The organism is Pseudomonas frederiksbergensis, from assembly GCF_003732275.1.
In the GTDB taxonomy this organism is placed as follows: Bacteria; Pseudomonadota; Gammaproteobacteria; order Pseudomonadales; family Pseudomonadaceae; genus Aquipseudomonas; species Aquipseudomonas frederiksbergensis_H.
Window position 1 is genome coordinate 376,933 of sequence record NZ_MOBM01000012.1, and the last position, 12,255, is coordinate 389,187.

14 protein-coding genes are annotated in these 12,255 nt (G+C 59.1%); 4 read left to right on the plus strand and 10 right to left on the minus strand.

What is annotated here, in order from left to right; translation table 11 throughout:
• Positions 1 to 79 precede the first annotated feature (79 nt).
• Positions 80 to 1,432 carry a GntP family permease gene (locus BK662_RS09745; RefSeq protein ID WP_123357887.1) on the minus strand — a complete coding sequence of 451 codons (1,353 nt, stop codon included), beginning with the start codon at positions 1,430 to 1,432 and terminating at the stop codon, positions 80 to 82.
• Positions 1,433 to 1,515: 83 nt separating this feature from the next.
• On the minus strand, positions 1,516 to 2,049 hold the full coding sequence (locus tag BK662_RS09750; RefSeq protein ID WP_007902444.1) for a gluconokinase: 534 nt from the start codon (positions 2,047 to 2,049) through the stop codon (positions 1,516 to 1,518).
• A gap of 215 nt (positions 2,050 to 2,264) precedes the next feature.
• Between BK662_RS09750 and gntR the strand changes: the two genes are divergently transcribed.
• Positions 2,265 to 3,296 carry an HTH-type transcriptional regulator GntR gene (gene gntR, locus BK662_RS09755; RefSeq protein ID WP_123357888.1) on the plus strand — a complete coding sequence of 344 codons (1,032 nt, stop codon included), beginning with the start codon at positions 2,265 to 2,267 and terminating at the stop codon, positions 3,294 to 3,296.
• Positions 3,297 to 3,362: 66 nt separating this feature from the next.
• A complete protein-coding gene (locus tag BK662_RS09760; RefSeq protein WP_123357889.1) occupies positions 3,363 to 3,995 on the plus strand; it encodes a glutathione S-transferase family protein in 633 nt (210 codons plus the stop codon).
• Between the two features lie 62 nt (positions 3,996 to 4,057).
• Here BK662_RS09760 and BK662_RS09770 read toward each other — a convergent pair whose 3' ends face one another.
• A complete protein-coding gene (locus tag BK662_RS09770) occupies positions 4,058 to 4,990 on the minus strand; it encodes a LysR family transcriptional regulator (protein ID WP_259695891.1) in 933 nt (310 codons plus the stop codon).
• Positions 4,991 to 5,089: 99 nt separating this feature from the next.
• On the opposite strand from BK662_RS09770, the gene gstA reads away from it, so the two are divergent.
• On the plus strand, positions 5,090 to 5,692 hold the full coding sequence (gene gstA, locus BK662_RS09775; protein ID WP_123357890.1) for a glutathione transferase GstA: 603 nt from the start codon (positions 5,090 to 5,092) through the stop codon (positions 5,690 to 5,692).
• Between the two features lie 142 nt (positions 5,693 to 5,834).
• On the opposite strand, the gene BK662_RS09780 is transcribed toward gstA, so the two are convergent.
• The 4 genes from BK662_RS09780 to BK662_RS09795 all read right to left on the minus strand — a co-directional run bounded on the left by BK662_RS09780 (position 5,835) and on the right by BK662_RS09795 (position 9,516).
• On the minus strand, positions 5,835 to 6,848 hold the full coding sequence (locus BK662_RS09780; protein WP_123357891.1) for an ABC transporter substrate-binding protein: 1,014 nt from the start codon (positions 6,846 to 6,848) through the stop codon (positions 5,835 to 5,837).
• Positions 6,845 to 7,408, minus strand: coding sequence for a sigma-70 family RNA polymerase sigma factor (locus tag BK662_RS09785; RefSeq protein WP_123357892.1), 564 nt, complete (start codon positions 7,406 to 7,408; stop codon positions 6,845 to 6,847). The genes BK662_RS09780 and BK662_RS09785 overlap by 4 nt, the downstream gene beginning before the upstream one ends.
• 238 nt (positions 7,409 to 7,646) lie before the next feature.
• Positions 7,647 to 8,438, minus strand: a complete 792-nt coding sequence (locus BK662_RS09790; RefSeq protein WP_123357893.1) for a phosphate/phosphite/phosphonate ABC transporter substrate-binding protein — start codon at positions 8,436 to 8,438, stop codon at positions 7,647 to 7,649.
• Positions 8,439 to 8,574: 136 nt separating this feature from the next.
• Positions 8,575 to 9,516, minus strand: coding sequence for a fatty acid desaturase (locus tag BK662_RS09795; protein ID WP_123357894.1), 942 nt, complete (start codon positions 9,514 to 9,516; stop codon positions 8,575 to 8,577).
• Between the two features lie 342 nt (positions 9,517 to 9,858).
• On the opposite strand from BK662_RS09795, the gene BK662_RS09800 reads away from it, so the two are divergent.
• Positions 9,859 to 10,275 carry a GNAT family N-acetyltransferase gene (locus tag BK662_RS09800; protein WP_123357895.1) on the plus strand — a complete coding sequence of 139 codons (417 nt, stop codon included), beginning with the start codon at positions 9,859 to 9,861 and terminating at the stop codon, positions 10,273 to 10,275.
• A gap of 138 nt (positions 10,276 to 10,413) precedes the next feature.
• On the opposite strand, the gene def is transcribed toward BK662_RS09800, so the two are convergent.
• From def to BK662_RS09820, 3 genes are all read right to left on the minus strand, one after another.
• Positions 10,414 to 10,953, minus strand: a complete 540-nt coding sequence (def, locus tag BK662_RS09810) for a peptide deformylase (protein WP_123357897.1) — start codon at positions 10,951 to 10,953, stop codon at positions 10,414 to 10,416.
• A complete protein-coding gene (locus BK662_RS09815) occupies positions 10,950 to 11,894 on the minus strand; it encodes a YihY/virulence factor BrkB family protein (protein ID WP_123357898.1) in 945 nt (314 codons plus the stop codon). The genes def and BK662_RS09815 overlap by 4 nt, the downstream gene beginning before the upstream one ends.
• A 169-nt stretch (positions 11,895 to 12,063) precedes the next feature.
• Positions 12,064 to 12,255 carry a CsbD family protein gene (locus BK662_RS09820; protein ID WP_123357899.1) on the minus strand — a complete coding sequence of 64 codons (192 nt, stop codon included), beginning with the start codon at positions 12,253 to 12,255 and terminating at the stop codon, positions 12,064 to 12,066.

Below are 12,255 nucleotides of genomic sequence, written 5' to 3' on the forward strand. Positions count from 1 at the left end.
AAAGCTTGCTCGACATTGGGTTAGATCTCACCCACAAAAAAACCGCATCGCTGCGGTTTTTTTGTGTTTGCCGATCGTGTCAGACGAACAACGACAACAGCAGGATGAAGCCCAGGCCCACCACGGACAGGATGGTTTCCATCGCGGTCCAGGTCTTGAAGGTTTCCGCCACGGTCATGTTGAAGTACTGCTTCACCAGCCAGAAACCTGCGTCGTTGACGTGAGACAGGATCAACGAACCGGCACCGGTGGCCAGCACCAGCAGCTCACGGTTCACACCCGGAATCATCCCTACCACCGGCACCACGATGCCCGCGCCAGTAATGGTTGCCACGGTTGCCGAACCGGTCGCGATGCGAATCACCGCCGCCACCAGCCAGGCCAGCAGGATCGGCGAGATCTGTGCGTTCACCGCCATGTGGCCGATCACGTCACCCACACCGCTGGTCACCAGCATCTGCTTGAAGCCACCACCGGCACCGATGATCAGAATGATCGCGGCGGTCGGTGCAAGGCTTGCATCCAGCCATTTCATCATTTGGCTGGAACCGATGCCCTGCTTGTAGCCGAAGGTATACAGCGACAGCAGCAATGCCAGCAGCAACGCCGAAATCGGGTGACCGATCAGGTCCATGAAGGTGCGGAAGAAGTTGCCGTCTGGCAGCACTACATCGGCAAAGGTCTTGAGCAGCATCAGGAACACGGGTGACAGCACGGTGATCAGGGTGATGCCGAAGCTCGGCAGATCGGCTGAACCCTCATCGCGCGCCAGTTGATCCACCAGCTCCTGGTTCGGATGACCGGGAATGTGCTTGGCAATGAACGTGCCGTAGATCGGACCGGCGATAATAGCGGTCGGCAACGCAACGATCAGACCGTAAAGAATGGTTTTACCGATGTCGGCACCGAACACACCGATGGCCAGCAGCGGACCCGGGTGCGGCGGCACCAGGCCGTGTACCGCGGACAGACCAGCCAGCAACGGGATACCGATCTTGATGATCGACACGCCAGTACGACGGGCCACGATGAACACCAGCGGAATCAGCAGCACGAAGCCGATTTCGAAGAACAGCGGAATGCCGACCAGGAACGCGGCGAACATCATCGCCCACTGCACCTTGTCCTTGCCGAAGGCGCGGATCAACGTCTGCGCAATCTGATCCGCACCGCCTGATTCGGCCATCATTTTGCCGAGCATGGTGCCCAGTGCCAGGATGATGCCGACGAAACCAAGCACACCACCGAAGCCGTCCTGGAACGCCTTGATGATGGTGCCGATCGGCATGCCGGACGTCAGCCCGAGGAAAGCGGCGGCGATGATCAGTGCGAGGAATGGGTGCAACTTGAACTTGGTGATCAGGACGATAAGCCCGATCACTGTGACCACTGCGTCTAGCAGCAAGAATGACTCGTGGGACATGCCAAACATGGGGGGTGTCTCCGTTGTTTGTTGTTGTTATGAAAGCAATTATTCAAATGCCGTCAGGACAGCGCTATCTCTTGGAGCAAAACTCAACTGGCGAGTTTCAAGCCATGATCGAGCCACCATGCATGAGCCTGCTTCGCCAATTCATCGACGCTGTGGCTGGACGCATCCAGAGCCAGGGTCAGGGGCTCACCAACGGGCGATTCAAGTGTGGCGAACTGGCTGTCGATCAAGGTCGACGGCATGAAGTGGCCCGGCCGATGAGACACACGATCGGCGGCGACCTCGGGGGTCAGCTCAAGAAAAACGAAGCCCAGGCCCGGCAAGGCACTGCGCAAGCGTTCGCGGTAACTGTGTTTGAGGGCCGAGCAAGTCAGCACTGGGCGCTCGCCCTTGGCGTCGACGCGGCGCAGTTCATCGCACAGGCTGTCGAGCCAGCCGGCACGGTCTTCATCGTTCAGGGGGATACCCGCGCTCATCTTTTCGATATTGGCGGCAGGGTGGAAAGTGTCGCCTTCAATGGCGGTCGCGCCGCTAAGCTGGCACAGGGACTGGCTGACGCACGTCTTGCCGCAACCGGCAACGCCCATGATGACCAGGGCGGTGATGGGATGATTCATGTAACACCTCAGCGCGCAGACAGCGCTACCTTTGCTACGTAAGACTCTAGTGCAAAAGCAGAAGTTGCCGACGCCTTCTTGTCATTTTTGTGGGTTGCAGCATGTTCGTTCTCGAGGCCAAAAAGCGAGGATCAGGCAAACCTCGTTCACGCATTTGCAGCTGCATCGAGACAGCGCTACCTTAGTGCCTTGAATTTTGTTTGGCAAGCCGTCCGATGATTACCCCTAAAAACGATAAAAATACTCGCACCACTGGCCGCCCTACCCTCAACGAAGTCGCGCGCCTGGCCGGTGTCAGCCCGATTACCGCGTCCCGCGCCCTGCGCGGCGTCAGCACCGTGGCCACCGAACTGGTGGAAAAAGTCCAGAAGGCCGCCCTCGACCTGAACTACGTGGTCAACCCCGCCGCCCGCGCATTAGCCTCGGCCCAGAGCCATTCCGTGGTGGTTTTGGTGCCGTCACTGTCCAACCTGCTGTTCATCGACACGCTGGAAGCCATTCATCAGGTTTTGCGACCAAAGGGCTTCGAAGTGTTGATCGGCAACTTCCATTATTCGCGTGATGAAGAAGAAAACCTGCTGCGCAATTACATGGCCTATCAGCCTCGCGGCTTGCTGCTGACCGGTTTCGACCGTACCGAAAGTTCGCGGCGAATGATCGAGACCAGCAACATTCCCTGCGTCTACATGATGGAACTGGACAGCGCGGCCGGGCTCAATTGCGTCGGTTTTTCGCAAGTCGCTGCCGGCGAAACGGCAGCCGAGCATTTGCTCTCCCGTGGTCGCAAACGCCTGGCTTACATCGGCGCGCAACTGGATCAACGCACGCTGCTGCGCGGCGAAGGTTTCCGTCGCGCGCTGCAAAAGGCCGGCTTGTATGATCCGGCTCTGGAAGTGCTGACCCCACGGGCCTCGTCGGTGGGACTGGGCGGCGAATTGTTCCTGCAACTGCTCGCTGCCCATCCGGACGTCGATGCAATCTTCTTCGGCAACGACGACCTGGCCCAGGGCGCGTTGCTCGAAGCGCTGCGCAACGGAATCAAGATCCCCGAACGCGTGGCGATCCTCGGCTTCAACGACTTGCCGGCGTCTGAGCACATGGTGCCGCGCCTGAGCAGCATCAGCACCCCACGAGAAGCCATTGGCCGTCGCTCCGCGGAGCTGATGCTGACCTTGCTGGCCGGCAATTCAGTGACCAGACCGGTGCAGGATATGGGGTTTGAATTGAAGGTGCGCGAGAGCACCTGATGCACGACCATTCCCACGCTCCGCGTGCTAGATTCCGATACCTGGAACAGCAAACGGAGAAGCTCAATGGGACATACGCTGAAGATTTTGGGTCGGGCCTCGTCAATCAACGTCAGAAAAGTCCTGTGGACTTGCGACGAACTGGGCGTTTCATACGAACGCGAAGACTGGGGCAGCGGTTTCGCATCGACCCAGAGCCCGGAATTTCTCCAGCTCAACCCCAACGCACAGGTGCCGGTCCTCATCGACGAAGCCGGCGTGCTGTGGGAGTCCAATACCATTTGCCGGTACCTGGCCGGCAAACATCAAAACATTGACCTGTTGCCCATCGAACCGGCGGCGCGCGCTCGCGTGGAGCAGTGGATGGACTGGCAAGCCACCGAACTCAATCCGTCCTGGGGCTACGCATTTTTTGCGCTGGTCCGGCAACTGCCGAACTTTCAGGACTCGCAGCGGATTGCTGATGGCGTTCGCGGCTGGAACGCGAAAATGGGCATCCTCGAACAGCAACTCGCGGCAACCGGTGCGTATGTTGCGGGACCACACTTCACACTGGCCGATATTCTCATCGGGCTGTCGGTCAACCGCTGGCGCATGACACCGATGGAGCGCCCGGACTACCCCGCCGTCGACGCCTATTGCCAACGACTGGCACTGCGGCCGGGGTTCATGGAGCATGCCTGCAACGGCGTGCCTTGATTTCCCCCGAACGACTTACCTCGCCCAGTTCAAGCGCGAAACCTGCCCGCGATAGCGGAATGTCAGTCCACGAATGTGTTGAATGTGACGCCGCCATCGCGGGCAAGCCCGCTCCCACATGGATTGCGGTCTGCAAGCATGCCCAACAACGCCCGCACCGGCGCCGAAGGTTCTTTGTTGGGCGCGACGACCAAGGCAAACTCGCGATCAATGCGCGGCGTCACAGGCACTACGCGCAAGCCTTGGCGATGGGTCGGCAGGGTCATTTCCGGTACCAGGGTCACGCCGATGTTTTCCCTCACGAGGGTGAATGCACTGCTCCACTCTCGCACCTCGGCCCGCACATCCAGCAGTTGCAGTCCGGCATCGGCGGCCAGGCTGCGGGCATTGGTCGAACAACCGCCTGTGGCCAGCACAAAGGGTTGCTCCGCCAGTTCCGCCAGTGAGACACCCTCTTCATTTGAGCGGCGCGCCAAGGGGTGTCCACCGGGCAGAACCGCCACCCAGGCATCGCGTCCCAAACGACCGGCATTGCGCGCGGGTGCCGGGTTCAACGCCACGCCGACATCCACCAGCCCATCACTGAGCAACGTTTCCACTTCATCGTCGCTGACCTCCAGCGCCACCACCTGAATGCCGGGATACAGTCGATTGAATTGGCGCAGCAGCGGCGGCAGAAAGGTCGTCAGCACCAACGGGAAACTGGCCAGGCGAATCGTCCCGCGCTGGAGATCTTTAGTGGCGTCGATGGTACTGCGAATGTTCTCCAGAGCACCGAGCATGGTTCGCGCCTGTTCGATCACAGGCAAGCCGATGGCGGTCGGCAAGGTCTGACGGTTTTCCCGGCTGAACAGCTGAACGCCCAGGGTTTCTTCGATCAGTGCCAGCGCCTGACTGGCACCGGACTGGGTCATTCCGACTCGTTCGGCGGCCCGGGTAATGTTGCCGGTATCGGCCACCGCCACCACCATTCGCCAGTGCATCAAATTCATCATGGCAGTAGCTTTCCTAATGGCAGTGTTCTGAAAGATTAATTTTACCGAGCATGCCGCGCACTATGACACTGGCGCAAATCCGCAACCAGAGCCCTGCCCATGAAGTTGTATTACGCCCCGCAAGCCTGCTCATTGGCGCCGCACATTGTGCTGCGCGAACTGGGTTTGCCGTTCGAGTTGGTCCGCGTCGACAACAGCACCAAGCAAACCGTCAGCGGCGAGGACTTTCTTGCCATCAACCCCAAAGGCTACGTTGCGGCGTTGCAGCTGGATAACGCGGAGGTGCTGACCGAAGGTCCGGCGATCCTGCAGTACCTGGCGGATCTACGGCCCGAGGCGAACCTGGCACCGGCGAACGGGACGTTCGAGCGGGTGCGTTTGCAGGAATGGCTGAATTTCGTTTCGACCGAGATTCATGGCGGGCTGGGTTGGCTGTTCAATTCGCAGTTTGCGGATGATGTGAAAGCGCTCATTAAAGAGAAACTGTTCAAGCGTTTTGTCGTGTTGAGTCAGACGCTGGAGGGGCAGGATTATTTGATGGCTGACGGATTCAGTATTGCTGATGCGTATCTGTTTACTGTGTTGCGCTGGACGCAGGTGTTTGACATCGATTTGAATCGGTGGCCGGCGTTGGCGCGGTTTCAGAACAGGGTTGATTCGCGGCCTGCCGTGAAGGCGGCGTTGGCTGCGGAATTGGTGTAAGGCGTTAGATCAATCGCGAGCAGGCTCGCTCCCACAGGGAATTTATGTCGGCCCACCCATTTGTGACCGACATTTACCCAATGTGGGAGCGAGCCTGCTCGCGATAGCGGTGGTTCATGCACCATAGAAACACCAGGCGAACTTACAAACTCCCACTCACCTTCGTGGCCACCTCCCCCGGCACCCAGGCCTTCCACACCTGCGGCTGATCGCGCAAAAACGCTTCGGCGACCTGGCGCGGTGGCTGGCGTTTTTCGCTCATCTGCCCGAGGGTCTGGTTCAGCAGATCGATCGGCAAATCAACCTTTTCGAAGAACGCTACCAAGTCCGGGTACTGCGCCTTGAACGGTGCCGACACACCGATGGCCAGGCTGGCCGGCATCGAACGTGTGCCCTTGGGGTTCGGGTTGTTGGCATCGGCCAGGGTCTTCCAGGCTGCAGCATCGAACGGCGGTTCTTCGAGTTTCACCAGCTTGAAGCGGCCCAACAGTGGCGTCGGCGACCAGTAATAAAACAGCACCGGTTTGCCACGGCGGATCGATGAAGCGACCTCGGCATCCAGCGCCGCGCCGGAACCGGTGCGGAAGTTGACGTAACTGGCGGTCAGGTCATAAGCCTTGAGTTTCTGGCTGTTGACGATCTCCGACGTCCAGCCTGTCGGGCTGTTGAGGAAGCGTCCGCGACTTGGGTCTTCCGGATCGCGGAACACGTCCTTGTAGCGCGCCAGGTCGGCGACGGATTTCAGCTCCGGCGCCAAAGGTTTAATGCCGCGTTCCGGGTCGCCCTTGATCACATATTCCGGCACCCACCAACCTTCGGTGGCGCCTTTGACCGTGTCGCCCAAACCAGACACTTTGCCCTCCGAAGCCGCCTTGACCCAGGCCGGACTGCGCCCCGCCCACTCTTCGCCGATCACTTGAATATCGTTCTTCGCCAAGGCTGCTTCGAGGCTGACGGTACTGCCCGGCAAGGTGTCAGTCGGGTAGCCATAACCTTTCTCGACGATCAACCGCAGGATCTCGGTGATCAGGCTGCCACTTTCCCAGGTGATGTCACCAAAGTGAATGGGCGTGATTTTTTCTGCGGCTGGAACGTGCCCAGCCACAAGGCTCAGGGCCAGCAGCGAACTGCCGAGCAGGGTTTTGATCGATCTCATGCGGACCTCTGGTTCAGTGGGAATCGGCTCAGGGGTAGTCGGTTCAAGGGTTCGTTGGCACTGTGCTGGGCGCACAGTGCCTGGGAGCGGGTCATGTAAACGCTGACCGAGCGCTGGGAAATTCCTAGTTCGGCGGCGATTTGTGGGTAGGTCAGGCCATCGATTCGCGACAGCAGGAAGGTTGCCCTGACCTTGCCCGGAAGGCGGTCGAGGGTTTGATCAAGGCGTGTCAGGGCCTGGGAAAACTGCGCCAGATCTTCAGGCGATGGCCCGCCGAGCGGGTCAATCGCCGGTAGCTGATCGAGGTGCTGGCGTTCCAGATCGCGACGGCGCCACAGCCGATAAATCAACCGATGGGCAATGGTGGTAAGCAAGGCGCGAGGTTCGCGAATTGGTGTCAGACCGGGCGATTCGAGCAACTGCACGAAGGTCTCGGCAGCGATGTCTTCGACGCTGGGACTGGCCCCCAGGTAATGGCGCAGCCATGCGCACAGCCAGGCGTAGTGGGCGCGGAACAATCCGCCCACGTCGTTGCGATGGGAAAAGTCGGCGCCGGACATAGAGGCTCCATGGGTTAGGGGTCGCTGAATGTCCGGTGATCCGGTGGCGCGATCCTACCAAGGAGCCTTATTCATTAATAATACTTAAAACGAATTTTTATATTCCATAAATGAATTTAAATAAGCGGCGCCTGATGCATCGCCATCGCGGGCAGCCACGCTCCCACAAATCCACCGAAATCCTGTAGGAGCGTGGCTTGCCCGCGATTGATGGAACTGTCGGCACAAGCCTCAAGCCTCATCGCAACCGCCCGTACCCCAGCGCTTCGGCCTCCTGCTGATAATCGAGAATGACCTGATAGTCGCTTTCGGTGGCCGGCAGCACTTCTTGCAGGCCCAAAGTCTCGGCGACGTCGGGCAGTTCCTTCAACGTTTGATTCATCACCCGTCGAAGCTGTTCAGCCTGCTCATCGGTAGTGCCAGCGGCCGCGATGTACGGCAACGTCGGGCTAAACGCCGTGCGCGCCAACACGCGCAAGCCTTCGACCTCTGCCTGGGCATACTGCGCTAGATAAGCGAAGGTCACGCTGTCGATGGCGGCCAGGTCCGCCCGGTCATCACGCAGCCAGCGCAGGCTTTCGCGGTGGCTGCCGCTGATGGCGATAGTGGCAAAAAATTCTCCATCGCGTTGCAACGGTGCCAATCGGTGACGCAACAGATTCATCCCACTGTTGGAGTCTTCACCGTTGATCACACCGCGACTGCCCCGGAAGGCCGACAAGGTCCATCGAGGATCGTCGGCGCGAGTCAATAACAGACTGCAATGGTTACCGCCGTTACTGTCCGGAAGTTCGTAACGAGGACGACCGATGACCCGGACGCGACCGCGCAAGGCAGTCATCAATGGATAGCCGCAGGTCTGGGTAAGCAGCAGGTGCGGGGACAGCCAAAGGTCCATCAGCGATAGCCCTTCGGCACTCAAACGGGCATGGCCCAAGTGTTCGAGGATGCGCGAGAGCCAGCGCTCGTTCGCCGCGCGGATCGGCTCGGGGGCGACGTACATCTGGAGTTCGGCGATGTAGTGGGTCATCGAAATCTTCCATACAACGTAATTCTAATTGTGGGAGCGAGCCTGCTCGCGAAGGGGCCGGTACATTCCACATTGATGTTGCCTGAGGCACCGCTTTCGCGAGCAGGCTCGCTCCCACAGGGGAACTGATTCGCAATCAGTGGAATGGGTGCTTGGGGCTGTCGATGGCCTTCACCCCGTTCTGGCACCATAACTGAGCATAACCCTGCACCACAAACCCGCCACTGCGCGCCAGCCATTGCTCGCGGCGCGCGCGATAGACCCGTGGCAGGTCGTACCAGGGCAGGCCCGGCAAGTCGTGGTGCACCAGGTGCAGGTTGAGGTTCAGGAACAGCCAGCGCCACGGCCAGGCTGCTTCGTTAAGCACGGTGCGTTGCTCGGATGCGGCGTGAGGGCGGTGTTCATAGTAGGAACGAATCATCGCAATCGACAGCGCCGGCACGCTGATCAGCAACAGGTAATGCCAGACCGGCAGCACGCTGTAGCGCGCGATGAATGTCAGCATCAGCAGCGTCAGCGCACCGTGGGTCAGCCACATCAACCAGGCTTGGCGCTCACCCGTTTTTAGCCGTTGCAGCTCCTCCCGGGCCAGCGCCAGCAAGGCCAGTGGCGCACCGAGAGCAAAGCGCCCGAGCACGGTTTTGTTCAGCCAGTGCAGGCCTTGTTCGAACAACGAACTGCGCTGCCACTGTTCAGCGCTCAGGTAACGGCTTTCCGGATCGCGACCGGGGACGGTCAGGTCTTCGTCGCGGTGATGCAGCAAATGACTGTCGCGGTACAGGGTGTAGGGATACCAGACCGCGAACGGCGCATAACCGAGGACTTTGTTCAGCGTTTGCCAACGGGTGGGATGGCCGTGCAGCAATTCGTGCTGCACCGACAACCACAACACCAGCAGTGGAATCAGCAACAGCGTGCTCCACCAAAGCCCCAATCGGTCGCTGCCCAGGACAATGCTGAACCAGCCGACGTACACGCCGATCAACAGCAGCCAGGTCGGCCACTCGGTGCGAGCGGTCAAACGTTGGCGCAGGGTTTCGATTTCTTCACGGTGGGCAGCATCAAAATAATGGGGCATGGCATTGCTCAGATCGGGAACCAGTCCCTCTCTGTGCAACGGCGCAGGGATTTCTTGCAGATTATCTGGTTATTTCGATAGGCCTAAAAAACAAGGAGCCCGAGGACTCGGGCTCCGTTGACGCAGGATCAGTGGCCGAACACGCCCACCTTCTTGGCCTTCTTGTCCGCACGTTTTTCATCGGCGGTTTTAGCCGGTTTCTTCTTTGCCGCTTTCTTTGAATCCATGCCTTTGGCCATGATACATACTCCTCTCATACGGGACGTGAGATCAGGTATACACCTATCGCGGCGCCCGCGTTCTTTTATAATCACCCGCTTTGCGCACTGACAGTCCAGGCCCATGCCCAACACCCAATACACCTTGCTCGACGAGCCGTTATGGCCGTTGATGAACAAGTTTTACCGCGCCCACCAATCGTCGATGAAAGCCGTCCGCGACGCTCGGCTGTGGGTGGCAAAACGCGATGAGATCATTGCGGCGTTATGTTTGCGGCCAGTGGCCGGCGGGCATTGGCTGACCGGGCTGCTCGTCGACCCGCGCTGTCGCGAACAAGGAATCGCCGCGACGTTGATCGCCCACGCCGTCAAGCATCTCGAAGAGCCGGTCTGGTTGTTCTGCCATCCGGACTTGCGCAGCTTTTATGAGCGCCGCGGCTTTACGTTCGACCCGCCCCTGCCCTACGCCATGGCTGAACGGTTGAGCCGTTATGCGCGTAGCAAACCGATGATTGCGATGGGTTTGAAACCGAAGCACTAGAAACCTGTGAAGGCCGAATGTGGGAGCGAGCCTGCTCGCGATAGCGGTGTAACAGTCACCATTAATATTGACTGTCAGGGCCTCATCGCGAGCAAGCCCGCTCCCACATTGATTTTGTGCTGGATTGGAAGGGCGGTATCAGTCGTCCGCCGCGGGATCGAGATCCGGGAACATCACCTCGGTAAACCCGAACTTGCTGAAATCACTGATGCGCGAAGGGTATAGCCGGCCGATCAGGTGATCGCATTCATGCTGCACCACCCGCGCGTGAAATCCCGAGGCGATGCGCACGATCGGCTGGCCCTTGGGATCGAAGCCTTCATAACGAATCTGCTGATAACGATCCACCGCCCCGCGCAAGCCCGGCACCGACAGGCAGCCTTCGAAACCCTCTTCGAGGGTCGGGCTTAACGGCGTGATCAGCGGATTGATCAAAATCGTCTGCGGCACCGCTTCGGCGTCCGGATAGCGTTCGCTGTGTTCGAAACCAAAGATCACCAGTTGCAGGTCGACACCGATCTGCGGCGCGGCCAGGCCGACTCCGCCGACGCTTTCCATGGTCTGGAACATGTCGTCGATCAGTTGCCACAACTCAGGGCTGTCGAACATTTCTGCCGGTACCGGTGGGGCAATACGCAGCAGGCGCTCATCGCCCATTTTCAGAATTTCACGGATCATTTTATGGCTTCGTCAGTGGTCGACTTGATTGAGTGGTCTCGCCCCAGTCCCGAAACGTGGTGTTTGGGTTCTTCGGGCACCTTTTCGCCAGGCTTCTTGCCTTCGGATGACATGTGCTCGATCACAGCGTTCATTTCCGCGCCGAGCAACAGCACTGCGGCGGAAATATAGAAGTACAGCAGCAACACGATGATCGCGCCGATACTGCCATACATGGCGTTGTAGTTGGCGAAGGTTTTGACGTAGAGACCGAAGCCCAGCGAAGCGATGATCCAGACCACCACGGACAACACCGCACCCGGGGTGATGAAGCGAAACTCTTGTTTGACGTCGGGCATGACGTAGTAAATCAGCGCCACCGCCATCATCAGCAAAATCACGATCACCGGCCAGCGGACAATGGTCCAGACGGTCACGATAAAATCTTCGAGGCCCACTTGCGCGGCGATCCAGCCCATCACCTGCGGCCCGAGCACCATCAGCGCGGCGGCGATCAGCAACATGCCGGCGATGCCGATGGTGTAGAAAATCGACAGCGGAAAACGTTTCCAGACCGGACGGCCTTCGACCACGTCATACGCGGCGTTCATCGCGCTCATCATCAACCGCACACCGGCGGACGCGGTCCACAGGGCAATCACGATACCCACTGACAATAATCCCCCCTTGGATTGCTGCAGCTGATCGATTACCGGGTTCACCTGCTCCAGCGCCTGGGGTGGCAGAACCAGTTCCGATTGCAGGCGCAGCCAGGAGAAGAAGTCCGGCAAATGCAGGAAACCGATCAGGGCGATCAGGAACAGGATGAAAGGGAACAGCGAGAACAACATTTGATAGGCCAGCGCCGAGGCATAGGTCGACATCTCGTCGTCGACGAACTCGGTGACCGTGCGCATCATCACCCGATGCAGGGGCAAACCTTTCATGGTCGGAAAAAACATTAGCGTCTCCTTTCGCCGCAAAAAGGTTGAAGTCATGGCGACTCAGAGGCCGTTTTCTACAACAAAGTAGCCTACTTGGCGACTTTGAAACAATTTCCTTGTTCAAGTTCAAGCTGACACAGAAACGGCCATCCGCGGATGGCCGTTTCTGTTACTCGTCAAACGCCGGTTACGCCTTATCGATGCCTTTTTTGAGCGCATCCTTGGCTTTGCCGATCGCTTGCTGAGCTTCGCCCTTCTTCTCTTGCACCGTGCCTTCGGCGCGCAGTCTGTCGTTACCGGTGGCCTTGCCGACGCCTTGTTTGACGTTGCCGGCCGCTTCGTTTGCCATGCCTTTAACTTTATCGCCTGTGCTGCTCAT